Genomic DNA, 25,568 nt, shown 5'->3' with positions numbered 1-25,568 from the left:
CACAACCTTTTTATTTTAAGACACCACTATATAAAATATTTACTTCTACTATGTTATGTCCGGTTGCTGAAGGTACTTCATTCTCGAATGAAGATTGTTCTCCACTTGAACTTTTTACGAGCTCAATCGTTTGCTGAAGTTTATTTTCTCCTGTAATATCATATCCAATACTATAAGCTAATCTTGCCTCTCTTAATGGTTCTTGATCTCAACAGCCAGAAAGGAGTGAACTAACACATAAGATTGCACTTAATTTAATTATTTTTTTGTGCATATTGTGCTCCTTTCTTATTTCTGAGTAAGGAATAAATAAGAAATAAAAAAGGTAAGATTAAAATAAAAATATAGGTGGATTTATCAGTAAATTGTGAAAGGGCTTTTAATTCTTCTGGCGTATGTATAAATAAGGCGACACTAAAAGTGATAATACCAACGATTGGAACAGCTTTTTTATGATTAGCAAGATTGAATATATGCCCAATTCCTATTGAAGCAGCGCAATAATAACTAGCAATAGAAGCTACAACAGTTATCATCCATATTGGTATGAAAATTAGGTCGGTTCGATCTATAATCCCAATATGAAGAGAGCGTAATAAGTAAGCAACGGGTTCTGGAATAAGCTCGATTTGTTTTGGACTAAATACGATAAAGCAAATCCAAACAGTAAAAGTATAAAAAAGAGTTACAAATCCATTAGCGATAGAAATGGCTTTTAGTCTTGCTGTAGGATTTCCATTTACTTTTGGGTAAGCGATAAGAATAATTTCAAACCCATACATTGCTGTAATTGTTTCTTTGGATGCCTGAATAATATTCCACCATCCAGCCTCTGTAATTGGAAAAATATAAGAAAAATCAGCTCGCGTGAGTCCTAGGGCAATTAAAAGGGCCATTGGAATAATGAGAATAGAGGCCATGACATAAAATCGTACGATGACTTTAAACGTGTTATAGGCCACATAACAACAAGCTATTGTACATAATATGAGAATTGCAGACCAAGGAGTTGCTTGCAAAACCCATACTTTAATGACGTTACAAGCATTTAACATAACGGTCGTCATACCGATAAGAGTAAAATAAAAAACATAAGAAAATCCTAATAGTTTCCCAAATTTATTACCGAACATCATAGAAGCAATTTCATATATATCTGCATTAGGAAATCTTCTTAATAAAAACCACATAAGTAAAATGATAAGTTGAATTGCCAGCCCAGCTATAAGTGTAGAAATCCATCCGCCACCTTTAGCGATAGGGTGAAGCCGATTTGGTAGAGAGAGTATACCTACCCCGATTTGGCATTGAATAACGAAAAAGGTAAATTGAACAAGCGCAATTTTACTTTGCGTGTTTGTCACCATCCTCATCCTCTCTCGTTACATGTTGTCGTTGCATTTTTTTCGGTTTTGGATCATGTGGTCGTTCCCAAAATGACCAAATTGGAAGTCTTACAAAAGAATCTTTCATATCTTTTATACGCATTGGTGCAAGAGGAGAAAGATATGGTGTATGAAAAGAATGAAGCTGACATAAGTGAACGAAAGTTATAATTAGGCCAAATGAAATCCCTACATATCCGAATAAGGCAGCAAGGATCATTAATGGAAAACGAAGAATCCGAACCGCTGAACTCATATCGTTTGATGGCACGAGAAAAGAAGCGATTGCAGTTAAAGCTACAACGATAATCATTGTGTAAGAAACGAGTCCAGCTTTTACGATCGCATCACCAATTACTAAACCTCCTACAATACCGATTGTTTGTCCAACCCGGCTCGGCAGACGAATACCAGCTTCTCGTAATAATTCGAAAATCAATTCCATTAAGAGTGCCTCAAAAATCGGAGGGAGTGGTACTTTTTCTAATGAAGCTTTAATTGTATAAACGAGTTCGAGTGGTAATACATCAGGATGAAAGGCGACAGTTGCGATATATATAGCTGGTAAGAGAAAAGCGATTAAGAAACTTACTAAGCGAATCATTCGTACGAAAGAGCCGACAATCCAGCGATTATTATAGTCATCAGGTGATTGATAAAAAGCAAATAATGTAATCGGAACGATAAGTGCTGTTGGATCTCCATCTGATAAAATAGCAACTCGTCCCTCCATTAAATTAGCAGCAGTTCTATCTGGACGCTCTGTATTTAATTGTTGCGGAAATGGTGAGAAAGACGTATCCTCTATAAATTCTTGTATGTATCCTGGAGGCATTAGTGCATCGGTCTTAATCATTTCTAATCTTCTTTTCACTTCTGTGACGAGGTCATCATTAGCTAAATTTTGAATATAAGTTATTGCCACTTTCGTGTGCATCTCTTCACCGATTGTAAAATACTTAACAACTAAATTCGGACTCTTAATGAGTTTACGAATAGAGGCTAAATTAGTTGCTAAATCTTCTACAAAACCAGTATGTGGCCCGCGCACAATCCCTTCATTATCAGGCTCCGTTATCTCTCTCTTTAAAGATAAAGCTGTTTCAAAAATACAAAAGTTTTCGACATGCTCATGGAAATATAAAGATTTACCTTGTAATAAAAGTTGCACACCATAATTTAGATTCGTTTCTTTTTTCATATTCAATGTAGAAAAAGCTTTATCTAGTGATAGCTCAGATCGAGTTAATAGTGGCTCAAGAGCTAATTGGTGAATTAAATTTGGATCTGCTAAAGATTCGATATATAAGATCGTTCCTTTTCCATTTTGAAAAGGAGCATTTAATTTTTTTATATCATCAGAATGGCAGAGTTTGTTTTCGATGTAATTAATGTTTTCCGAAAGTGATGGAAACATATGCTTTTGATTCTTGCTCTTTTGCTGTTCTTCTTGTTGTGTCATAATTTCCACCTCTTTTAGAATAAAATTCCTTCTGTTAATTTTTGCTTTTTGTGAGAAATTTATGCTTGGAGTATTTGAAAAAAGTAGCTTGAAAGTTACGTTACGTCATCTTTTATACTAAAGAAAATAGAATATAGGGGATGGTATAGATGACTTTGAAGCATATGTGGGGATGGAAAGAAATTTTATATTTATTTGTTTTCGTATTTCTGATTGTTCCAGTAACAGTTGAATCTCTTTTTTATGATTATGCTTTAAAAATAATAGGGAACTCATTATATGCTGGAGTATTAATGGGACTTATAATGGCAGTGATATTTACTTTTGTAGTTTATCTTTTTTGCATAAAAAGATATAAACTGTCGTGGAAAGATATTGGAATTCGGAAGCTTTCATGGAAAGATTTATTGTGGACATTTGTAGCGGTTATTTCTTTGATTGTAGTTAGTATTGGTGTATTAATGATAATGGAGAAACTGGGGATTTCTTTTGAAAATAGTAAAACGGAGACGGTCCAAAATGATAAATCAATATATTCGTTCTGCATCGCGGTAATTGGAGCGGCGGTTATATCACCAATCTATGAAGAGATTTTATATCGAGGTGTTTTTTATACGTTTTTTCGTGATAGATATGGCATATGGGGCGGTATGCTTATAAGTTCAATAATATTTACTGTTGTTCATATCCCAACATACAACACATTACCGGTAAATTTTTTAAGCGGAGTAGCATTCGCATGGTTATATGAGAAAACAAATTCTATTTTATCAGCTATGGTTGCCCACGCACTATTTAATTTCATAGCAGTACTTCTCACATTTATGTCGAATTAAGAAGATATATAGGAGGGATACATATGGAAATAGCTGTAGAACGTGTTTTTACGAACGAGATTTTAGCAAGAGCAGCAAAGTCATTTCATGTGACAGTGGAAAAAAAACCACTTGGTGATTTCGAGAATTATATTTTTAAAGCGAAGGATAGAGATGGTGAAGATCACGTATTACGTTTAACACATTCTTCTCATCGTTCAAAAAAAGAGGTAGAGGCTGAACTAGATTTTTTACGATATGTTGTGGAGAACGGGGCAAAGGTAGCGGGACCTCTTTACTCAACATCTCAAAATCTTGTAGAAGAAATCGTAGCAGAGGATGGGACTTTCTTTTTTGTTTCCTTATTTACATATGCGAAAGGTGAGCAAGTGAAAGGAGACGAATCGCCTTATTGGGGAGATACTTTCTTTGAAGCATGGGGAAAAGCAATTGGACAACTGCATCGTCTGACAATGAATTATCCTAAAACAGATGACCGTGATACGTGGGAAGAGGATGAGAGTGCAATTGTTAACGAATTAGAAGATAAGAAAGTGAAAGAGATTGCAACTGTATTGATGGATGAAATAAACGCTCTTCCAATTGAAAAGGAGACGTTTGGTCTTATACATGGTGATATTCATCCAGGCAACTTTCATTATGATGGCAAAGAGTTAACAATCTTTGATTTTGATGATGCGGCTTATAATTACTTTATACATGATTTAGCGATGGTTCTTTATTACTCTGTACTTTTTACACCGTGGACTGTAGAAGAGAAGACGGAATTTGCTCGTAAACAGTTACAAGTGTTAAGAAAGGGCTATGAATATGAGCACAGGCTAGCGGATAGTTGGTATGAATCGTTACCGTTATTTTTACGTTTGCGTGATATAGGCCTATACGGTACGATTCAAAAGAAGTTTAAAGGGAAAGATATGTCTGATAATTTCAGAGAATTATCAGAACAACTTTATGAAAGAATTATAAAGAAAGAAGCGATTTTGAATATATAATACATTCATATCAAAACAAAGTATGTAAAATAAATACATACTTTGTTTTTTTATACAAAAATATGTTTGTTTTATTAAAATAATATTGTCATAGATTCAGTATGCATTTATAATTTTTATATATTCTGAAAATTCTTTATAAAGAGGAGGGGGAATATTGGAAGCTATCGTAAGTTGGATAAATAATATTGTTTGGAGTCCCGCACTTGTCTATTTATGTTTAGGAGTAGGTCTATATTTTTCCATTCGAACGAGGTTTTTACAAGTAAGACATGTAGGAGAAATGGTGAAGCTTACATTTCAAGGGGAAAAATCGGATGCGGGTGTTTCTTCGTTCCAAGCGTTAGCACTTTCATTATCAGGGCGCGTTGGAACAGGAAATATTGCGGGTGTTGCAACGGCTGTTGCATTTGGTGGTCCAGGAGCTGTCTTTTGGATGTGGGCGGTAGCTTTTCTAGGAGCAGGTTCGGCTTATGTAGAATCGACACTTGCACAAATATATAAGACGAAGCATCAAGGACAATTCCGCGGTGGTCCGGCTTATTACATTGAAAAGGGACTAGGGGTTAAATGGTACGCATTAGTGTTCGTCGCAGCAACAATTCTTGCGACGGGGATGCTGTTACCGGGTGTTCAGGCGAATAGTATTGCTATAAGTTTGGAAACAGCTTTTGGCATTAATACTTCGGTATCCGGAGCGGTATTAGTAGCGGCATTAGCACTTATTATTTTTGGTGGAGTTAAGCGAATTGCTAACGTAGCGCAAGTTGTAGTGCCATTTATGGCGCTTGGTTACATTTTAGTAGCTTGTGTAATTGTAGCTATGAATATTGAAAAATTACCAGACGCTTTCATGTTAATTTTAAAAAGTGCATTTGCATTAGAAGCAGCTTTTGGTGGAATCATTGGTTTAGCAATTTCTTGGGGTGTAAAACGTGGTATTTATTCAAATGAAGCAGGGCAAGGAACTGGGGCCCATGCGGCGGCAGCTGCTGAAGTATCACATCCAGCTAAACAAGGGTTAGTACAAGCATTTTCCGTTTACATTGATACATTATTTGTTTGTTCAGCAACAGCATTTATGATGATTATTACAGGCATGTATAACGTATTTGATGCAAGCGGAAAAAACTTTATCGTCAATAAATTAAATGGTGCACAGCCAGGTCCTGGTTATACACAGGCAGCAGTAGAATCTGTTTTTCCTGGATTCGGAAACGCTTTCGTAGCAATTTCTCTATTATTCTTCGCATTTACAACTATTATGGCTTATTACTACATTGCAGAAACGAATATTGCTTACTTAAACCGCGATAAAGACCGTCCTTGGATGTCTATCGTACTAAAGTTTGTATTCTTAGGAGTTGTATTCTACGGTTGTGTAAAAACAGCCGCAACAGCATGGGCTTTAGGTGATATTGGTGTAGGAATTATGGCATGGGTTAATATTATTGCGATTCTATTATTACAAAAACCAGCATTGATCGCATTAAAGGATTATGAAAAGCAGAAAAAAGAAGGAAAAGATCCAGTATTCGATCCACAGCCGTTAGGAATTAAAAATGCAGATTTCTGGGAGCATGAATACGGGAAAGATAAAAAAGAAGAAGTATCTTAATAGAATAGGAATAGAGGAGCAAAGGGAAAGCCCTTTGCTCTTTTTTATGTGCAAAATGAGACTGAAAGTTATTTTTTTGTCCATTTTTGAATATAAAAAGAATGTACATGCTTTGTTAGGGGAAGGGGGGAGTTTGTTGATTGAGTTTCGTAATGTAAATAAATATTATGGTAACTTTCAAGTTTTGAAAAATATTAATGTGCAAGTGCAAAAGGGTGAAGTGGTAGTAGTTATTGGGCCTTCAGGATCAGGAAAAAGTACGTTACTTCGGTGTATAAATCAATTGGAGTCAATTACTGATGGAGAATTGATTGTACAAAATACGGAAGTACACAATGCGAAAACAAATATGAATGAATTGCGCCGAAATATTGGGATGGTCTTTCAACACTTTTATTTATATCCACATAAAACAGTACTTCAAAATATTACACTGGCGCCAATTAAAGTAAATAAAGCATCAAAAGAGGAAGCTGAGAAAACAGCGATGTTTTATTTAGAAAAGGTAGGAATCCCGGAGAAGGCCGGTGTATATCCACATCAACTATCGGGAGGACAACAGCAAAGGGTAGCAATTGCAAGAGGGCTTGCGATGCAGCCGAAAACTATGTTGTTTGATGAGCCAACGTCTGCTCTTGATCCAGAGATGATTGGTGAAGTGCTTGATGTTATGAAAGCGCTGGCTAAAGAAGGGATGACGATGGTTGTTGTCACACATGAGATGGGATTTGCACGTGAGGTAGCAGATAGGATTTTATTTATGGATGACGGCCAAATTATTGAAGATACAACACCAGCACAATTTTTTGCAAATCCTGAACAAGAAAGAGCTCGTTTGTTTTTAAGTCGGGTGTTAAATCATTAAAGGAGGAATTTCATGCTTAAAATGAAAAAGTTGTTTACTTTAATTGTATTTTCATGCCTATTCGTGCTCGTTGTCGCTGGATGTGGAAATAAAAAAGATGAGGCGAAAGAAACAAATACGAAGCAAGGTGGAGTTGTTGAGCAAATTAAGAAGCGCGGGAAATTAGTAGTCGGGGTGAAAAATGATACGAATTTATTTGGATTGAAAAATCCTTCAACCGGGAAGGTAGAAGGATTTGATATTGATGTAGCAAAGGCGCTTGCGAAAAAGATTCTTGGAGATGAAAATAAATTAGAGCTGAAAGAAGTAACTTCTAAAACACGTATTCCTATGCTGAAAAATGGTGATATTGACGTGATTATCGCAACAATGACGATTACGGAAGAACGTAAAAAAGAAGTTGATTTTTCAGATGTATATTTTAAAGCGGGGCAATCGTTACTTGTGAAAAAAGGAAGCAATATTAAAAGTATTGATGATGTGAAAAAAGATGTAAAAGTATTGGCTGTGAAAGGCTCAACGTCTACAAATAACATTCGTCAAAAGGCACCGGAAGCGACTGTATTGGAGTTTGAAAATTATAGTGAGGCATTTACAGCGTTAAAGGCAGGCAAAGGAGATGTTTTAACGACAGATAATGCGATATTGTACGGAATGGCAAAGCAAGATGCAAATTATGAAGTTGTTGGGAAAATCTTTACGGATGAACCGTACGGAATTGCAGTTCAAAAAGGTGCGGACGATTTAACGAAAGAGATTAATAGTTTACTAAAAGATATGAAGGCTAATGGGGAATACGATAAATTGTATGAAAAATGGATCGGTCAAAAACAAGAAAAATAAAGTGAAACTTTAATCAGTGGGGGAGGGGTTTACTCCTACTAATTATTAGCCTACACCAATCGGGATAAATAGTAAGAATGAGAGGATGAGGGATGCTCATCCTCTTCTTATAAAGAAAGAGGTGGTTGTACTTGCCTGATTTTTCTATTTTGACAACTAACATTGATATGTATTTAGAAGGATTTAAATATACGGTAATGTCTAGTGTAATTGCGCTAATAGGGAGTTTTGTTTTAGGGGTTATTATGGCGGTGATGCGTATTGCACCTATTCGTATTTTGAATTGGATTGGGTCCGCATATGTAGAGTTTGTTAGAAATATTCCACTCGTATTAATTGCATTCATTTTCTATTTTGCTTTGCCTGTAATAGGAATTACTTTCAATGGCTTTGTAGCAGGGACAGTTGCGCTTACAGTTTATACAGCTGCTTTTATTGCGGAAGTAATTCGTGCGGGTATTTTATCAGTCGCGAAAGGACAAATGGAAGCGGCGCGCTCTTCAGGGCTAACATACGTACAAGCGATGTATTATATTGTTTTACCTCAAGCGATGAAAATCGTAATCCCTCCTTTAGGAAATCAATTTCTCAATTTAGTGAAGAACTCTTCTATACTTGGAATTATTGCTGGGGCGGATTTAATGTATCAAGGAGATTTAATTTCAACGAAGACGTTCGTTACGTTTGATGTATATATATTTGTCGGGATGTTTTATTTAGTATTAACAATTCCGCTAAGTATGCTAGTGCGTTATTTGGAAAGACGCTTGGCAAAGGAGGCGGTGTAAATGGATTTTCAAGGTGCTATTACGGGAGATCATATACTCTTTTTATTAAAAGGATTGCTTATAACGCTAGAAGTCGCTCTTGTAGCGATTGTACTTAGTTTTATTATCGGTAGTGTAATCGGAACTTTGCGCTATACAAAAATACCCGTCGTCTCACAAATACTAGGCTTTATCGTTGAAGTCATTCGAAATTTACCCCTTCTTCTAATTATATTTTTTACGTATTTTGCACTTCCAGAGGCAGGTTTGAAATTAGAAATTATAACAGCCGCAATTGTTGCTTTAACGATATTTGAAGCGGCGATGATATCTGAAATTGTTCGAAGTGGTCTATTATCTATCGAAAAAGGACAAATTGAAGCGGCGCGCTCGTCAGGATTAACATATGTCCAAACGGTTTGGAACATTATTTTACCGCAAGCGTTGAGAAGAATGGTACCGCCGCTTGTCAGCCAATTTATTTCATTATTAAAGGATACGTCACTAGCAGTTGTTATATCATTGCCGGAGCTTATGCATAATGCTCAAATTATTAGCGGACAGAACGTAAATTATATGATTCCAACATTTATATTAGCAGCTTGTATGTATTTCATCGTAAATTACAGTTTATCAATTTTATCGAGAAGATTAGAACTTCGTTAACTCTTACAATAATACGTAAGAGTTTTTCCTTATAAATCCTTAATTACCTTAAAATAGAATCCGAATCTCTTAATAATTAAATTTTTATAATATTTTATCAGAAAAGTTTTAATTTTATATAGAAATTGTAACCGCTTTCGTGTATATTTTTATTATCAGAAAATTTTAAAAAGAGATAGAGGGTTTATAGGGGAGGATTACAATGCAGCAAACAACGAATGATAAATTACATCGTACGATGAAGAGTAGACATTTATTTATGATAGCACTAGGTGGTGTAATCGGGACAGGTTTTTTCCTGGGTTCAGGATACACTATTAATCAAGCTGGACCAGGGGGAGCAATTCTTTCTTATTTAGTGGGCGGATTTATTATGTATTTAACAATGCTTTGTCTTGGAGAGCTAACGGTAGCGATGCCAGTTTCAGGTTCTTTCCAAAAGTATGCGACGAAGTTTATCGGACCTGGAACTGGATTTATGATCGGCTGGCTATACTGGCTTGGATGGGCAGTAACAGTAGGATTAGAATTAACGTCGATCGGTTTAATGATGAAAAGATGGTTTCCAAATGTTGATGTTTGGGTATGGTGTCTCGTATTCGGGGTTATTTTATATGCTTCAAACGCTATCTCAGCGAAAAGTTATGCTGAATTAGAGTTTTGGTTCTCTAGTATTAAGGTAGTTACAATTATTGCATTTGTTGTTCTTGGTGGTAGTGCATTACTAGGATTTTTACCATACGACGGAAAAGAAGCAGCACCTCTTTTCTCTAACTTTGTAAGTGACGGCGGACTATTCCCAAATGGACTAGCTGCAGTACTTCTTACGATGATTACAGTTAACTTTTCATTCCAAGGAACAGAGTTAATCGGGATTGCAGCAGGAGAGAGTCAGGAGCCTGAAAAAACAATTCCACGCGCAATTCGTAATACAGTATGGCGCATTATGTTATTCTTCATTTTAACAATGACAATTTTAGTAGGATTAATTTCTTGGAAAGAAGCAGGAGTAATTGAAAGTCCATTCGTAGTTGTATTTGATAAAATTGGTATTCCATATGCAGCGGATATTATGAACTTCGTTATTATTACTGCTTTATTATCTGTAGCGAACTCAGGATTATATGCAGCAACGCGTATACTATGGTCACTTGCAAATGAAGGAATGGCACCAACTTCTTTCAAGAAAGTAAATAAGCGTGGTATTCCGATTACAGCGTTAGTCGTAACAATTGCTGTTGCTGCTCTTTCTTTATTAACAAGCTTCCTTGCAGAAGATACAGTATATATGTATTTATTATCTATAGCTGGTTTATCCGCTGTTTCAAGTTGGATCATTATTGCTTTATCACAACTTCGCTTTAGAAGTCAGTATATAAAAGGCGGAGGAAAGTTAGAGGACTTAAAGTATAGAACACCACTATATCCGATTGTCCCAATTTTAGCTTTAATTACAAATAGTATCGTTGTTATTAGTTTAGCGTTTATTCCTGAACAACGAATGGCGTTATATTGTGGTGTTCCATTTATCATTTTCTGCTACATATATTATTATATGAGTAAGAAACGGCAGAAACCGATGAAAGTGGAGATGGAAGCGAAGTATGAAAATAAAAATCAAGCATGATAATATTCGAGCAGATTTATCGTATGACAAATTAGCAATCGGAAAAGAAGATGGGTATTCACCGTTAGAATTACTCGTTTCTTCTATTGCGGGATGCAGTGCAATTGTTTTTCGAACGATTTTAGAAAAGAAACGTATTACATACGATACGTTTACAATTGAAACTGAAATTGGGAGAAGTGAAGCTTTATCAAAACCAGTTGAAAGTATTCATTTGCACTACAAAATAAAAGCACAAGGTATTACTGAAGAACAATTAGACAAGGCACTGCAACTTGCAGTGAAGAATTGTACGATTGTTCAATCTGTAAAAGATAGTATAAAGGTTACAGAAACAATTGAATTAATAAAGTGAAACTTTAATCAGTGGGTGTTTATCCCCACTGATTATTAGTTGAACCAATCGGGCTTTTACGGGCAGTTGATCTCCTATCTAACTCCTTTGCTTTACAGCAGAATTTTGAGATAGGAGTCTTACTGCCCGTTAATGCGGGATAAAGTAAGATGTAAAAACGTGAGAATAGGGCGCTCACGTTTTTATGTTTTTGAAAGAGGAATTCTCTTACGTCTTTTTAGTCTCCATACATATTTAAAACTTCTTTCGCACGTATGCGTAAACCATCTATTAATTCTTTCGGTTCTAAAACTTTTGCATCTTTTCCAAGCCGATAAAATAAAGGGGTAATAAAATTAATTTCTCCTTTATCAATTGTTGAATTTATATACCCTGTCCCATCTTCGTTTACTTCAACGAACTCTTCAAGGTAAGGAACGCTTTTACATTGGCGCACGCCTTCTGTCGTTAATAAAACATGTAACTGAGTAGGAATGATTATTACGTTAGAGTTAGAGGCAAACCATTCTTCTAAATTCATGAATGTATCTTCGTTTTCTTCCATTGATAATATGGAAAGAATACGATCGACACGATACAGTAATACTTTTTTTCTACTAAAGTCATAGGATGGCAAATACCATAAACCATCGTGAGCATATACACCGATAGGATGAACATGTTTTGTTTTTATTCCAGATTTAGATTCGTATTGAAAGTGTAAATTTTTATTTTCAATAGCTGCTGTTAACACTTCTTTTAAAAGTGGTGTATCAATTGTCCTCTTCGGATTCCAAAAAGCGATATAAGAACGTATTGTATCAACTTTAGCTTTCGCATCATTTTGTAGAGAGCCATATAGTTTATGTGTAACGGAATTGATTTCCGTATTAAAAGGCAAGTTACGATAGTAGCTTAAAGATTGAAAAGCAAAAAAGATGGAGACAGCTTCTTCTTCAGTGAATAAAATAGGTGGAATTACTCTATTCGTTAATACTTTATATCCTCCATTGCGACCTTGTTCAGCGTAAATGGGTAACCCCATATCACTCAAATCTAAAATGTATCTATGAACAGTACGAATAGATATATTGAACTCATCAGCTATTTCTTGAGCTGTAAATTTCCTTTTTGCAGAAGCGAATATAAGAATGTCTAATAAACGTTTTGCTTTTGACAAGGATATCACCTTTTTCTTTTTAAAACATGACATTAATTGTCATGTTTTATTGTTAGTATATTGCTTACATCATAATCTTATCAATATGAGATGCGAGGAGGAAAAAATATGTCACGTGAAGTTGTTTTATTTATTGCAGCTAGTTTGGATGGATTTATCGCGAAAGAAGATGATGATTTACAGTGGTTAATGGAAACTGAAGGAGAGGGCGATAACGGTTATACAGAAATGTATGAATCGATTGATACAATAATCATGGGGAAGAGAACGTATGATTATGTGATAGAGCATACGGAAACATTCCCATACCTGGATAAAAAATGTTATGTTTTTTCTAATTCAGAAAAAGGTTCAAACGAACATGTAGAGTTTGTAAATGAAGATGTAGTGGAGTTTACAAAAAGTTTAAAAGAGGAGGAGGGATCTAAAATATGGATGGTCGGTGGAGGGAGTCTACTGAGAGAATTTTTTAAGAGTAATTTAATTGATGAATATATTGTTACGATTACACCTCATATATTAGGTTCTGGTATTCCGTTATTTAAAGAAAAGAGTCCGCAAATTGATTTAACTTTAACGGATACAAAGCGTTTTGGACAGTTTGTAAACTTATATTATAAAAGAAAAGCCTAAATGATAATAGAACACGACTATGAATGTATAGTCGTGTTTTATTATAAGGATGGTAATGAAATCACAAAGCAAGATCCATGACCAACTTCACTTGTTACGGTAATATTCCCGCCGTGTAGTTCTACAATTTCTTTCACAATGGATAGTCCTAAACCAGTTCCTCCTGTTGCACGTGATCTTGCTTTGTCAACGCGATAAAAGCGGTCGAAGATGTGAGGGAGGTCTTCTTGCGGAATACCTTCGCCTTCGTCTTGAATGAGAACTATAATATGTGTTTGTTCCTTGGTAATAGAGATTTTTATTTGAGAATGCTCTTTCGAATGCCTATAAGCATTATTTAAGATGTTCAGCATCACTTGTTCAAATCGTTGTTCATCAAGGTTTGCTGAGAGTGAAGAAGGACATGTGAAAGAAACTGCAATATGTTTTTTCTCATACATAGCGTTTACTTTTTCTGTTATACGAGTAAGAAAAGAATGTAAATACACTTCTTTTACTTCAATAGAAAAGCTATGCTTTTCCATTTGAGCAAGTACAAATAAATCTTGGACTAGGTTCGTAATGTAATCAGATTCGTCTTTTATAATGGATAAATATTGTAAACGTTGCTCAGGAGCTGTACTTTCTTTTAATGCAATGTCAGCATAACCTCTTACGTACGTTAAAGGTGTTCGTAATTCATGAGCAACACTCGCTAGAAATTCACTTCTTTCGGTTTTCATATAATGTAAATCATTTGCAAGAGTTTGAATGGATTCTGCAAGTTCACCAATTTCATCATTTCGAGTAGTAGTTAAAGAAACGGATAAATCGCCCTTACTCATTTTTTCAGTGGCATGTTTCATGTGTAACAATGGTTTTGTTAATAAGCGGGATAATAGAAAAATTGTGACGACTGTTAATAGGAAAGTCACGATGCCGGCAATAATAAATTGTTTTGTTAAGCCATTAATCATTTCTTCGATTGATGTTGTTCTGAGAAACATATAAACATAACCTTCTAATTTTCCATTTACTACAATGGGACTAACTGTACATATATAATTAGATGTTTTCCAATGATTTTCTATAATAGATCCGTTATGATCTGTACTCGTATTCATCTCGGCAATATGCTTTTTTATAGTCTTATCTGGTTCGTTAGACTTTGCTAGTACTTCCTTATTTGCATTTGTAATAACAACGGTTGTTTCAGCTTCGGATTCCATTAAAGCGACGTGAGAGATTGTTTGCCTGTCAAAATACTTTTCAAGGACATCTCGGTGACTATTTCCGCGCTTTAATAAAGCTGTCATTTCTTCATTTACTCTAGCGTTTACAAGGCTATAATAGAGCAAGACAAATAGAACACTTTCGATTAAAAGTGTAACAATTAGAAAATAAAATCCGAGTTGAATAGAAATTCGCTTCATTGTTTTGCTCCTTAATTTTCGCTATCAATCCATCGATAACCTACTCCGTATATAGTTTTTAAATGGTGATCAATAGGGAAGTTTACTTTTCGTAATTTATCACGCAAATTACGAATATGTGAATCGACTGTTCTATCTTCTGTATTTGTATTTAAACCCCAAATCCGTTCAATGAGCTGATCACGGCTTAATACGTAGTTCACATGGCGTAAAAATAATCCGAGTAAAGAGAATTCGATCGGAGTGAGAAGAAGTTCTTCATTATGGACAGAAACAAAATGCTTTGTCTCATCCCATAAAATGCCGTGATATTGGATTTGCGTATGTTGATTCGTACGCCGTAAAACAGCTTCAATTCTTGCGAAAAGCTCCTCTTCATGGAAAGGCTTCGTCACATAATCATCTGCTCCAAGTTTTAATCCTTGAATGACATCTACCGTTTGATCACGAGCGGTTACCATAATGATTGGAACGTTACTAAATGAACGAATTCTTTTGCACGTTTCCCATCCATCCGTCTTTGGCATCATAATATCGAGTAAAACAAATTTGAAGTTTCGATTTTCTATATGTGAAATAGCTTCTTCTCCAGATACCGCACATACGCAGTTATATCCGATTGGAGTAAGATAAAGCGTTAATAATTCAAGCATTCTCGGTTCATCGTCTACGAGTAGTATATCGATCATAGAGTACCTCCGCATTTGTAGTTATTACTTAAATTGTAAGTCAAAATCATGAAGAAATGGTGCAGATTATAATGCATCTGCATAATTTCTTCAGAATTGCTTGTTATCGTAAAGTTGAAATTCCATTTTAAGTAATAATATTGGCTCGAAAACGATGAAGCGGAGGCGATATAGTGAAGAAAAAGACCCGAATCCTTGGGATAACAATAATTACGGCAGCCGGTCTTGCGGCATGTGGGCAAACGAACACAGATCATAAAAATCATGAATCTACAAAAGAGAAGAAAACAGAGCAAAAGGAAATGAAAATGAATCAAGAGGTGACTGCGCCGAAAGAAATGAATAAAAGAGCAGCGAATGATTTATTAACGACAAGTTTAAAAAATATAACGAGATTAAATACAAATGATCCTCTGCAAATGGCAGTGCTAACTTCGCAAACAATATGGCCAGCAACTCATAAAGAGAATCAGCCGGGTGCTGTTATTTTAGTACCAATGAACGAGTGGCAATTAGGTATTGCAAGTGCGGATCTTATTCATCATCCGAATAACGGACCGATTTTATTTATAGAAAAAGAAGCGGTGCCGGAAATGACGTTAAAAGAAATAAAACGATTAAATCCACTTGGAACAAAAGATGGAACGCAAATTATGGTGATGGGGGATGTAGGTGCTTCAGCACTAGAGCAATTAAAAGACTATAAAGTAAAGCAAATAAAAGAAACGGATCCAGCTAAATTTGCTAAAGATGTTGATAAAGAGTATGCCGATATAACAGGAGATTATCCAAATAGTGTTATTATCGGTTCGTCTGAAGATGAAGGGCGCTTATATACAACACCAGCTGTAAATTGGATTTCTCATATGCCAGAACCTCTTCTATACGTAGAAAAAGAAACGGTGCCAGAAGCGACAATCGAGGCGTTAAAAATGAGAAAGGATAAAGCGAATATATATGTGTTAGGACCAGAAAAAATCATTTCGAAAGAAGTAGAAAAAGAGTTAAGTAAATACGGAAAAGTAACACGTATTAGTGGGGAGACTCCAACAGAAAATTCTGTTGCGTTTGCGAAATTTAAAGATGAAAAAACGAAATTTGGCTGGGGGTTCACAAAACCAGGTCACGGTTTGTCATTTGTTTCAAGCAAAACGCCAGATTTAGCAATTGCGGGAGCGCCGTTTTCACATATGGGTAAACATGCTCCAGTACTATTTTTAGAAGAAGGTAAAGCTTCGCAACCAGTATATGATTTCCTTGCTAGCATTCAACCGAAGTTTAAAGATGATCCAACAATCGGTCCGTACAATCATGGATTCTTATTAGGGAATACTGAAAATATTTCATTTGAAACGCAAGGTATATTGGATGAGAGGTTAGAGATTGTTCAAGAAAATGGCAAGGGGCATGGTGGACATTAAATAGGAAAAGACGCTGCGGAGGTAGCGTCTTTTTTTAGGAAACTTTTACATAGCAAAAAATCTTCTACTCGTTATATAATAGCCTTCGTGCAGTCGGCTCTGATTTTCTTATGGAGAAAATCAAAGAATTAAAGAGTAGAGGAGTACATGGCAAAGATTCACGTGAAACATTTGTATATTGAAAATAAGAAAATATATGAAATTCACAGCCAACTATTCTTCGCATCTGCGACAAATTTTATAAATACATTTCCATACAATGAAGAAGCAAAAGAAATTGAGATGAACTGTACTCACGCACACGTATGGGATGATTCAGTTGTAGCAGCAATTGATAAAGTTATAATGAAGTATGAACAAAGTGGTGTGAAAGTAAGGATCACAGGTTTAAATGAACGTAGCTCGAAGATTGTTTCAAATTTAGCTACTTATAATAAGAGAATTGCTAGTTAGAAGCCTCCTTTTTAGGAGGCTTTATTATATAATACGAGTAGGATAACGAAAAGGGGATTCAGCATATGTACAAACAAATTATATTAGCATGTGACGGTTCTGAGCATGCACTTCGGGCAGCCGAGCATGCAACATATATTGCGAAATTTAACGAAGAAACAAATGTTGAAGTTGTGTACGTAGTAGATAATAGAACGGCAAAATCAGATATTATACAGGGGCAAACAGATTTAGAGACAATTTCAGCAAGTCGAAAAGATAAATTAAAAGAGATTGAGACGTTATTAAAGAAAGAGAAAATTGCCTACAAAATTACGATTCTACACGGTGATCCTGGAGATACGATCGTTCAATATGTAAATACAGGAGATATTGACCTTGTTGTTGTAGGAAGTAGAGGGTTAAATACACTGCAAGAGATGGTGCTTGGTAGTGTAAGTCATAAAATAGCAAAGCGTGTGAAATGCCCGGTGATGATTATAAAATAAATTGAGTGAGATATTCTGTAGTGTAAGTAGGACCTTGATATAATTCAAGGTCTTTTTTGATGTATAAAAGGGGGAAGCGTGGACATACTAGATATATAAGTTTAGAGGGAAATTGTTAACTTACAAATTTGTAAGTTAGTTGTCAGCGAAATCGATGTTATGAAATTTTTCCCACTGGTAAAATTAGAGTATCAAAGGGGAATAGGGAGGATGAAAGAAATGAAATCATTTCAAAATTTATCATATAGTCAAGGGGTAAGTCTTATTTGTTTAGGAGGATTTGCGGGATCCGTTATGTTAGCTGTTTTAGTAAAGATGTTTCAACAAATGTTTTAATCGTATGAATAGAAGGGAATTGATTAATATAAACAGCAAGAGAAGGATGGTAAATAAAAAATAGCTCTTAGCATGTAAGTAAATGCTAAGAGCTATTTTATGCTTATTTTTCTACTTCTGGTTTTTCATTTGTTACGGTAACGTCTTTCCATAATGAATTTACACCAGGAGCAACATCATAATTTTTAACACGCTTATTTACACCTGTTAAATCGAATGTGTAATGAATTGGGATCATTGGTGCTTCGTCATGAATTAATTTTTGCCATTTATCGTATACTTCTTTACGATATTTATCATCAGCAGCTTTTGCAGATAAACCTTCGTTTAATAACTTCGTATTTTCATCATTTACCCAGCGTTGATAGTTAAATCCAGCATCTTTGCCCCATAGGCCAGAAAGGTCAGGGTCAGAACCAGTGTTCCAAGCACCAGAGAAAATATCAATCTTCGGATCATCTTTCTTAATCATGTCACGGAATGCATTAAATTCGTGTAAGCGTCCATCAACAAGTTCTACTTTTAAACCGATATCTTTCCAAGATTGAATATAGAATTTCGCAAGTGGCTCACTTGTTTGAGAACCGCTACTAGCTAAGAAGTTAATTTTAAACTCATTACCTTGTGGATCCTCACGTAATCCATCACCGTTTTTATCTTTATATCCAGCTTCATCTAATAGTTTCTTCGCTTTATCTACATCTAAGTTATATGCACCAACTTTATTATTATGGTACTTAGGCATAGATGGTGGAATTGGAGAGTTAGCTGGAACGCGAAGTCCGTAATATACTTTTTCTGCTAATTTTTCTCTATCAATAGCATATGCCATCGCTTGACGTAAACGAACGTCTTTGAACTTATCTTTATCCATCACAGCTTCGTTCTTTGCTTTGTCCATATGTCCAAACTTAAATCCGATGTAAGTGTAAGAAAGAGCAGTTTTACCTACTAGCTGTGCATTTTTTAATTTACTTACGTTTGGGTATTGATCAGCAGTAACTGTTGCGATATCAATATCGCCTTTTTTCAGAGATGCGTTAACGATAGATGGATTTACAACTTTTAAAGTTACATTTTTTAGCTTAGGTTTGCCACCCCAGTAATCGTCGAAACGCTCATACTCAACGGATTCACCAGGAACCATTTTTTTAACTTTAAATGGTCCAAATCCAATTGGATCTTTACGGACTTTATCAGATTCAGCAAGCTTTTCAATTGGTACATCACCTAAATATTTTTTAGGTGTAGGGTATGTCCAAATACCTGTTTTCAGAGAAGGGTTTACTTCTTTATAAGTAATGGAAATGGTTTTTGGATCAACTACTTTAATACCAGAAATTTTTTCAGCTTTTCCAGCATGATATTCTTCCATTCCTTCAATCATTTGCATTTGTGTATCGTAACGGATTCCTGTATATTTATTGCTACCAATGATGAGGTAAGAATATTCCAAATCTTCAGCTGTTACAGGATTACCATCATGCCACTTTACATTATCTTTAATTGAAATTGTAATTGTTTTCTTATCTTCTGAAATTTTATAAGTTGCAGCACCATCGTTACTGATTTCCCAGTTTTTATCTGTAGATAATAATGCTTCATCGAAGAAATCTAGAACTTCAGCATCTGGAGCAACTTCATATAAAACTCTACTTAAAACACCAGCGAAAGGTGAATTTGAAACGAGCCCATATGTTAATGATCCGTCTTTAATTTCTTTATTATCATTTTTTACAGCGGAGCTAAATTTATCTGTTTCCACTTTCTTTGTATTGCTCGTCTGTTTACTACTGCTATCAGCACCCCCACATGCAGATAGTAATAATGTCGAAGCTGCAAGTGTGCTTAATACTTTGTAAAATTTTGGCTTGTTCATAACGTCCACCCCTTATCCTTTTCTTTGTCTTGCATCAGCCGCACGTTTTAACGCTTGACCAATAAAATTTATACACAGCATCAACACTAAAATCATGATTGATGCAGGTAACCAAATCCACCATTTTTCTTGCAATACATCTGGGTTTGTTGCGTAACTTACAAGTGTACCAAGACTCGGTGTGCTTTCTGGTAGACCGAATCCTAAGTAAGTTAAACTAGATTCAATCCCGATGTTACCAGCAAGATTTAATGTAATATTTACGATAATAATAGAACTTAAATTAGGTAGTATTTGTTGGAAAATAATTTTCCAGTTTGGTGTTCCTAACGTTTTTGATGCAGATACGTAATCAAGTTCTTTCTCAGTTAATACTTTTGAACGTATAAGTCTTGCTTTTCCGACCCATAAGAAAGCGGTCATTATGAGAATAAATGTTGTAATATTGAAAGTTGGAACGAGTGAGATAAATACGATAACAATCATTAAGAATGGTAAAATCATCATGAAGTCAATAAAACGCATAATGATGTTATCTACAACTCCTCCAAAATAGCCAGCAATTAGTCCCAGTGAAAGACCAATCATAGTTGATAAAAGAGTAATAGCTAAACCAACTGTAAAGGAGTTACGTGTACCAATAATTAATTGTCCGAAAATATCCCGGCCCCCGTAATCTGTTCCTAACCAATGTTCAGCGGAGGGAGGATCGTAAATAGCAAATAAATCAACTCGGACAATGTCCTCTTGCTTCATAATAAAAGATGTTGCATAAACGGCTAATAGTATTAGTGCTAAAAAGAATAGGGAAAACATTGCTAGTTTATCTTTACGAAATTCACGCCACATAATGGAGAAACCAGAAGGGCTTTTTTCGTAATGAGTGACTTCAGTTTGTTTTTCAGGATTTGCTAACATAACGTTTCTTCACCTCCATTAATCAATACGAATACGTGGATCAACGATGCTTAGAATAATATCGGAAAGAAGAGTTCCAAGTAGCGTTGCGAATCCAGTAAATAATACAAGAGCAGTTACGACACTGAAATCACGTTGAGTGATAGATTGGAAAAATAGTTGGCCAATTCCTGGATAGCCGAAAATATTTTCTAGAATAATAGAGCCCCCAACTAACCCTGTAATTTCATAGCCTAGGAATGCTGCGATTGGTAAAAATGAATTTCGTAAAATGTGTCTTGAATATACTTTAGATTCTGGTACACCTTTTGCTTTTACCGTGCGTACAAAATCTTTATGTTTCGTATCAATAATTTCGCTTCGTAAATATTGTACAGTGCCTACTGTTCCAATTAATGCCCCAGATAAAGCTGGCAAAATCATATGATTGAATTTACTTACATAGTAATCAAATGTTCCGGCTGTAACTTGCGGATCAACGCTACCACTCGTAGGGAAAATTGGATATAAAAATCCGAATAAGAATAACATTACTAATCCGAAAATAAAGAGTGGTGTACCGAATCCTAAAAAGTTATAGAGTGTAATGAGTCGATCAGCCCACGTATCATTCCAACGTCCACTTATAACACCAAGTGGGATTGCAATTAAGTAAGTAAGAATAAGAATAAGAAGAGCTAACAATATCGTATTCCCAAGGCGTTCTCCGATTATATCTGTTACTTTTAATTTATGAGCATATGAAATACCGAAATCCCCTTGCACAGCATTGGAAATCCAGTGTACATATTGAGTGGGAAGAGGGTCATTTAAACCTAATTTCTCACGTTGTTCTTCAATTATTTTTGGATCTGCTTTCGGGTTTGCTAGTTCAGCGCCACTTAATGCATCACCTGGCATTGCTTTAGCAAGAGCAAAGACTAGTACACTTAATAAAAATACTTGCGGAATCATAATTAAAAATCTCCGTAGTATAAACTTCCACATGTTTTATCACTCCCTTATGGTAATGCCACCCGGTGAGTTGGCGAGATTGGTTTTAAATCGTAAGCACGACCGTTTTCATTGAAATAATTTTCATATGATTTCTCGTATTCAGCGCTTACCTCACGACGTAATTTACGTTGTTGTTCGCGGTTTTCTGGACGAATATCAGGAATAGCTGATATTAGGCGCTTCGTATAGATGTGCTGTGGATTATTATAAATTTCTGCACTAGTTGCTTCTTCAACAATTCGTCCACGATACATTACACCGATTCGGTCACACATATGGCGAATTACACCTAAATCATGACTAATGAATAAGTATGTTAGTCCGAGTTCAGCTTGTAAATCTTGTAAGAAGTTTAAAACTTGCGCTTGTACTGATACGTCAAGTGCAGATACTGGCTCATCTGCAATAATAAGCTTCGGTTTTAATGTAAGTGCGCGTGCAATACCAATCCGCTGTCTTTGTCCACCGGAAAATTCATGTGGATATTTATAAATAGACTCTGGATTTAACCCAACTTTATCAAGATAATCTTGAACAGCTCTACGCTCTTCATCAGGTGAGAGCTTCTCGAAATTCCGAAGTGGTTCTGCAATAATATCCATAACGCGTTTCTTTGGATTTAAGGATGAATATGGATCTTGGAAAATCATCTGAATATCTTTTCGTTGTTCTCTTAGTTCAGAGCGACTTAACTTTGTTAAATCTCTATTATTAAAATGAATGCTACCGCCTGTCGCTTTCGTTAAGTGCATAATTGCTTTTCCAGTTGTTGATTTGCCACTCCCGGATTCCCCAACGATTCCATACGTTTCACCGGGTTGTAATTCAAAGCTGACCCCATCAACAGCCCGTACGTAGTCTAATGTGCGACCGAAAATACCACCTTTAATTGGAAAGTGTACTTTTAAATCTTCTACTTTAAGCAGTGCCATGAGTTACGTCATCTCCTTTCTTATGTTGGAAGTTGAAGTGCTTATAGCAAGTACAACGTACCCAATGGTCTGGTTTTACTTCATGTAAAACTGGGTTTTCTTCATGTTGGTCTGGTCTAACCCACGGGACTCTGGCTTGGAAGCGACAACCTGTGCGAGGCATCTTCGCTAATGAAGGAACAACCCCTTGAATAACATGTAATTTTTCCTTTTCAGCATATGCAGATGGAATAGAATTTAATAAAGAGCGTGTATATGGATGAAGAGGGTTATTAAATATCTCTTCTACAGTTCCTGTTTCTACAATTTGTCCTGCATACATAACGATAATGCGATCAGCTGTTTCAGCAACAACACTTAAATCATGTGTAATTAAAATGGTGCCCATCTTCGTTTGTTCTTGAATGGATCGTAATAAATCTAAAATTTGTGCTTGAATTGTTACATCTAGAGCGGTTGTCGGCTCATCTGCAATGATGAGTCCTGGCTTACAAGCAATTGCAATTGCGATAACAATTCTTTGTCTCATTCCGCCAGATAATTCGTGTGGGTATTGCTTATATGTAAGTTCTGGTTTTGGAATACCAACTTGATGGAGTAGTTCTAAGGTGCGTTCTTTCTTTTCTGCTTTCGAAAAGTTTGTGTGGTAGTCTAAGTTTTCTTCGATTTGTTTTCCAACTGTCATAAGAGGGTCGAGTGCTGTAAGAGGTTCTTGGAAAATCATTCCGATATTTGAACCACGTACTTTATTTATTTCAGCAGTTGACATGCTAAGTAAATCTTTATCTCTATAATAAATTTGCCCTTGTAATTTTGTATTTGCTTCATTATGCAAGCGCATAATGGAAAGGGCAAGTGCACTTTTTCCGCATCCTGACTCACCAACGATCGCGACAATTTCATTTTCATGGACAGTTAAGGACACATCATCAACTGCTGCATGATATTGATCTTGTATGCGAAAGGAAGTCTGTAAGTTTTCAATACGAAGAAGTGGATTCTTCATGGCTATCCCTCCATCTTTCTGAAAAGACTAAATATTTTGTATGTTGTTGTTATTTTAATATAAATTGACATTGTTTGACAAGAGTAAATATTCGAAAATCTTTTTATATAGAGATGAAGTGCAGTGATATAAGGAAAAAAACATTTTGAAAGCGCTAACAATATCGATGTGGATTTATGAATTATTTGTAATAAAAAAGTAGTATATGTAGAAAAAAGAGAGGCGTCCTGGAAAGAACGGTCTCTCTTTTTTTTGTAAGTATAATAATAGTACTTAAGCTTGTTTTTGCTTTGCAGATCCTGTATTTAAAGTAAGAGCAAGGAAGAACATTGCAAGTACACAAGAAGCAAGTAACAAAATGAAGCCGCCATCCCATCCGAATGCATCTACAATAAAGCCCATAGCTGCACTAGCAAAAGTAGCTCCGCCTAGGTAACCGAAGAAGCCAGTTAAACCAGCGGCAGTTCCAGCAGCTTTCTTTGGTGCTAAGTCAAGAGCGTGTAGGCCAATTAGCATAACAGGTCCGTAAATTAAAAATCCAATGGAAACAAGTGCGATACTATCAATGATTGGGTGACCAGCAGGGTTTAGCCAGTAAACGAGAACGGCAATGAATACACCAACCATAAATAAAATACCAGCAGGTGCGCGGCGCCCTTTAAATAGTTTATCACTCATCCATCCGCAAAGAAGTGTACCTGGAATACCAGCCCATTCATATAGAGCATACGCTGTACGTGAGCTACTATGAGTAAAGCTTTTTTCCTCTACTAAATAAGTAGGAGCCCAGTCTACAACACCGTAACGAACGAAATAAACAAAAACGTTAGCGATAGCGATGTACCATAAAAATTTATTGTTTAATACGTATGTAAATAAAATTTCCTTTACCGAAAGTTCGCGTTCGCGATCTTTTACTTTTTCATCTGATGGATATTCCCCAGTGTGTTCCTCAATAGAAGGTAATCCGCAAGATTGAGGTGTATCTCTCATCGTAATTAATACATAAATCCCAACTAAAATTGAAAGAATACCTGGGAAGTAAAAGATACTTTTCCAGTCATCTGCAAAGAAATATAACCCTAATGTAACGAGAGAAGGCATAAGTGCGCCGCCGACATTATGAGCGACGTTCCAAATAGACATTTTTGTACCGCGTTCACTAATAGAGAACCAGTGAACCATTGTACGTCCACAAGGAGGCCACCCCATACCTTGTACCCATCCGTTTAAAAACTGAAGTACAAACATGAGCATAATACTCGTTGTAATGAAAGAAAATGAACCAAAAATAATATTAATGATACCTGATAAAAATAGCCCAGCTGCTAAGAAATAGCGAGGGTTACAACGATCGGATACGATACCCATAAGAAATTTACTTAATCCGTAAGAGATAGATACCGCTGAAAGGATAACACCGAGTTCTCCTTTACTAAAACCTTGCTCGATAAGATATGGCATTGCCAGTGAAAAATTCTTTCGAACAAAGTAGTAACCTGCATAACCGATGAAGATGCCTAGAAATACTTGTAAGCGAAGCTTGCGGTATTCGCTGTCAATGCGATCAGCTGGTAGGCGCTCTGCATGGGGGGCAGGTTTAAATAATTGTGTTAAAAACATAAACTGAAAATCCTCCTCTGATTAATTGGAAGTGTTTTAAGACAGCGAGAATATAAAAAGGCCATGAAATATAAAAAAGTTTCCTTTTTTATGATTCATAGCCGTATACTCTGATTCTCCGTGACTGTCAATATTAACTTCGACGAAAATTATACAACTTTGTGACAGAATTGTAAACGTTTTTATGAATAAAGGTGTTGACGG

24 protein-coding genes and 2 pseudogenes are annotated in these 25,568 nt (G+C 35.7%); 14 read left to right on the top strand and 12 right to left on the bottom strand.

Annotated elements, in window-relative coordinates; all coding sequences use genetic code 11:
• Nucleotides 1-49 precede the first annotated feature (49 nt).
• The 3 genes and pseudogenes from MR109_RS18350 to gerKA all read right to left on the bottom strand — a co-directional run.
• Nucleotides 50-274: pseudogene (locus MR109_RS18350) on the bottom strand (Ger(x)C family spore germination protein); the annotation flags it as partial.
• A complete protein-coding gene (locus MR109_RS18345) occupies nt 255-1,364 on the bottom strand; it encodes a GerAB/ArcD/ProY family transporter (RefSeq protein ID WP_242273432.1) in 1,110 nt (369 codons plus the stop codon). The pseudogene MR109_RS18350 and the gene MR109_RS18345, both read right to left, overlap by 20 nt.
• Nucleotides 1,345-2,847: a spore germination protein GerKA gene (gene gerKA, locus MR109_RS18340; RefSeq protein WP_242273429.1), complete on the bottom strand. Its 1,503-nt coding sequence runs from the start codon at nt 2,845-2,847 to the stop codon at nt 1,345-1,347. The genes MR109_RS18345 and gerKA overlap by 20 nt, the downstream gene beginning before the upstream one ends.
• 149 nt (nt 2,848-2,996) lie before the next feature.
• Here gerKA and MR109_RS18335 point away from each other — a divergent pair, with 149 nt between their 5' ends.
• The 9 genes from MR109_RS18335 to MR109_RS18295 all read left to right on the top strand — a co-directional run bounded on the left by MR109_RS18335 (nt 2,997) and on the right by MR109_RS18295 (nt 11,419).
• Nucleotides 2,997-3,683 carry a CPBP family intramembrane glutamic endopeptidase gene (locus MR109_RS18335; RefSeq protein ID WP_071717560.1) on the top strand — a complete coding sequence of 229 codons (687 nt, stop codon included), beginning with the start codon at nt 2,997-2,999 and terminating at the stop codon, nt 3,681-3,683.
• A gap of 23 nt (nt 3,684-3,706) precedes the next feature.
• A complete protein-coding gene (locus tag MR109_RS18330; RefSeq protein ID WP_242273426.1) occupies nt 3,707-4,678 on the top strand; it encodes a phosphotransferase enzyme family protein in 972 nt (323 codons plus the stop codon).
• Between the two features lie 157 nt (nt 4,679-4,835).
• Nucleotides 4,836-6,296, top strand: a complete 1,461-nt coding sequence (locus MR109_RS18325) for an alanine/glycine:cation symporter family protein (RefSeq protein WP_071717562.1) — start codon at nt 4,836-4,838, stop codon at nt 6,294-6,296.
• Entirely contained in the window at nt 6,241-7,161 is a 921-nt protein-coding gene (locus tag MR109_RS18320; protein ID WP_116500268.1) for an amino acid ABC transporter ATP-binding protein, read from the top strand. Before MR109_RS18325 ends, MR109_RS18320 begins: the two co-directional genes overlap by 56 nt.
• A gap of 12 nt (nt 7,162-7,173) precedes the next feature.
• Nucleotides 7,174-8,004: a glutamine ABC transporter substrate-binding protein GlnH gene (gene glnH, locus MR109_RS18315; RefSeq protein ID WP_048370736.1), complete on the top strand. Its 831-nt coding sequence runs from the start codon at nt 7,174-7,176 to the stop codon at nt 8,002-8,004.
• Nucleotides 8,005-8,135: 131 nt separating this feature from the next.
• Nucleotides 8,136-8,792: an amino acid ABC transporter permease gene (locus tag MR109_RS18310; RefSeq protein ID WP_048370738.1), complete on the top strand. Its 657-nt coding sequence runs from the start codon at nt 8,136-8,138 to the stop codon at nt 8,790-8,792.
• A complete protein-coding gene (locus tag MR109_RS18305) occupies nt 8,793-9,437 on the top strand; it encodes an amino acid ABC transporter permease (RefSeq protein WP_025149806.1) in 645 nt (214 codons plus the stop codon). It abuts the gene before it with no gap.
• Nucleotides 9,438-9,639: 202 nt separating this feature from the next.
• Nucleotides 9,640-11,064 carry an amino acid permease gene (locus MR109_RS18300; protein ID WP_071717565.1) on the top strand — a complete coding sequence of 475 codons (1,425 nt, stop codon included), beginning with the start codon at nt 9,640-9,642 and terminating at the stop codon, nt 11,062-11,064.
• Nucleotides 11,042-11,419, top strand: coding sequence for an OsmC family protein (locus MR109_RS18295; RefSeq protein WP_071717566.1), 378 nt, complete (start codon nt 11,042-11,044; stop codon nt 11,417-11,419). The genes MR109_RS18300 and MR109_RS18295 overlap by 23 nt, the downstream gene beginning before the upstream one ends.
• A 217-nt stretch (nt 11,420-11,636) precedes the next feature.
• On the opposite strand, the gene MR109_RS18290 is transcribed toward MR109_RS18295, so the two are convergent.
• Nucleotides 11,637-12,578, bottom strand: a complete 942-nt coding sequence (locus MR109_RS18290) for a helix-turn-helix transcriptional regulator (protein WP_048370743.1) — start codon at nt 12,576-12,578, stop codon at nt 11,637-11,639.
• A 108-nt stretch (nt 12,579-12,686) separates the two neighbouring features.
• Here MR109_RS18290 and MR109_RS18285 point away from each other — a divergent pair, with 108 nt between their 5' ends.
• A complete protein-coding gene (locus tag MR109_RS18285) occupies nt 12,687-13,211 on the top strand; it encodes a dihydrofolate reductase family protein (protein WP_048370744.1) in 525 nt (174 codons plus the stop codon).
• Nucleotides 13,212-13,252: 41 nt separating this feature from the next.
• Here the strand turns inward: MR109_RS18285 and MR109_RS18280 are convergent, their stop codons facing one another.
• Nucleotides 13,253-14,623: a sensor histidine kinase gene (locus MR109_RS18280; protein WP_242273424.1), complete on the bottom strand. Its 1,371-nt coding sequence runs from the start codon at nt 14,621-14,623 to the stop codon at nt 13,253-13,255.
• A gap of 11 nt (nt 14,624-14,634) precedes the next feature.
• On the bottom strand, nt 14,635-15,312 hold the full coding sequence (locus tag MR109_RS18275; protein WP_242273421.1) for a response regulator transcription factor: 678 nt from the start codon (nt 15,310-15,312) through the stop codon (nt 14,635-14,637).
• 173 nt (nt 15,313-15,485) lie between these two features.
• Here MR109_RS18275 and MR109_RS18270 point away from each other — a divergent pair, with 173 nt between their 5' ends.
• The 4 genes and pseudogenes from MR109_RS18270 (at nt 15,486) to MR109_RS18255 (ending at nt 18,010) form a co-directional block, all read left to right on the top strand.
• Nucleotides 15,486-16,733 carry a cell wall-binding repeat-containing protein gene (locus MR109_RS18270; protein WP_242273419.1) on the top strand — a complete coding sequence of 416 codons (1,248 nt, stop codon included), beginning with the start codon at nt 15,486-15,488 and terminating at the stop codon, nt 16,731-16,733.
• Between the two features lie 147 nt (nt 16,734-16,880).
• A pseudogene (locus MR109_RS18265) lies at nt 16,881-17,186 on the top strand (STAS domain-containing protein); the annotation flags it as partial.
• A 65-nt stretch (nt 17,187-17,251) separates the two neighbouring features.
• Complete coding sequence (locus MR109_RS18260) at nt 17,252-17,674, top strand: universal stress protein (protein WP_025149813.1); 423 nt, start codon at nt 17,252-17,254, stop codon at nt 17,672-17,674.
• Nucleotides 17,675-17,893: 219 nt separating this feature from the next.
• The gene (locus MR109_RS18255) at nt 17,894-18,010 is read left to right on the top strand and encodes a DUF4027 family protein (RefSeq protein WP_033795461.1); all 117 of its coding nucleotides are present in this window, start codon (nt 17,894-17,896) and stop codon (nt 18,008-18,010) included.
• A 103-nt stretch (nt 18,011-18,113) separates the two neighbouring features.
• Here the strand turns inward: MR109_RS18255 and opp4A are convergent, their stop codons facing one another.
• The 6 genes from opp4A to glpT form a co-directional block, all read right to left on the bottom strand.
• Nucleotides 18,114-19,889, bottom strand: a complete 1,776-nt coding sequence (opp4A, locus tag MR109_RS18250; RefSeq protein ID WP_242273417.1) for an oligopeptide ABC transporter substrate-binding protein — start codon at nt 19,887-19,889, stop codon at nt 18,114-18,116.
• A 12-nt stretch (nt 19,890-19,901) separates the two neighbouring features.
• Nucleotides 19,902-20,807, bottom strand: a complete 906-nt coding sequence (locus MR109_RS18245; RefSeq protein ID WP_178941104.1) for an ABC transporter permease — start codon at nt 20,805-20,807, stop codon at nt 19,902-19,904.
• A gap of 18 nt (nt 20,808-20,825) precedes the next feature.
• Nucleotides 20,826-21,794, bottom strand: coding sequence for an oligopeptide ABC transporter permease (gene opp4B / locus MR109_RS18240; protein WP_042981932.1), 969 nt, complete (start codon nt 21,792-21,794; stop codon nt 20,826-20,828).
• A gap of 14 nt (nt 21,795-21,808) precedes the next feature.
• On the bottom strand, nt 21,809-22,735 hold the full coding sequence (locus tag MR109_RS18235) for an ABC transporter ATP-binding protein (RefSeq protein WP_071717573.1): 927 nt from the start codon (nt 22,733-22,735) through the stop codon (nt 21,809-21,811).
• Nucleotides 22,722-23,741, bottom strand: coding sequence for an ABC transporter ATP-binding protein (locus tag MR109_RS18230; protein ID WP_242273414.1), 1,020 nt, complete (start codon nt 23,739-23,741; stop codon nt 22,722-22,724). Before MR109_RS18230 ends, MR109_RS18235 begins: the two co-directional genes overlap by 14 nt.
• A gap of 273 nt (nt 23,742-24,014) precedes the next feature.
• On the bottom strand, nt 24,015-25,364 hold the full coding sequence (glpT, locus tag MR109_RS18225) for a glycerol-3-phosphate transporter (protein WP_071717575.1): 1,350 nt from the start codon (nt 25,362-25,364) through the stop codon (nt 24,015-24,017).
• Nucleotides 25,365-25,568: the final 204 nt, after the last annotated feature.

It is taken from the genome of Bacillus cereus group sp. BfR-BA-01310, assembly GCF_022664325.1.
Lineage (GTDB): Bacteria > Bacillota > Bacilli > Bacillales > Bacillaceae_G > Bacillus_A > Bacillus_A paramycoides.
Note: the sequence above shows the minus strand (reverse complement) of the source record. Positions and strands in the feature narration are given on the sequence as shown.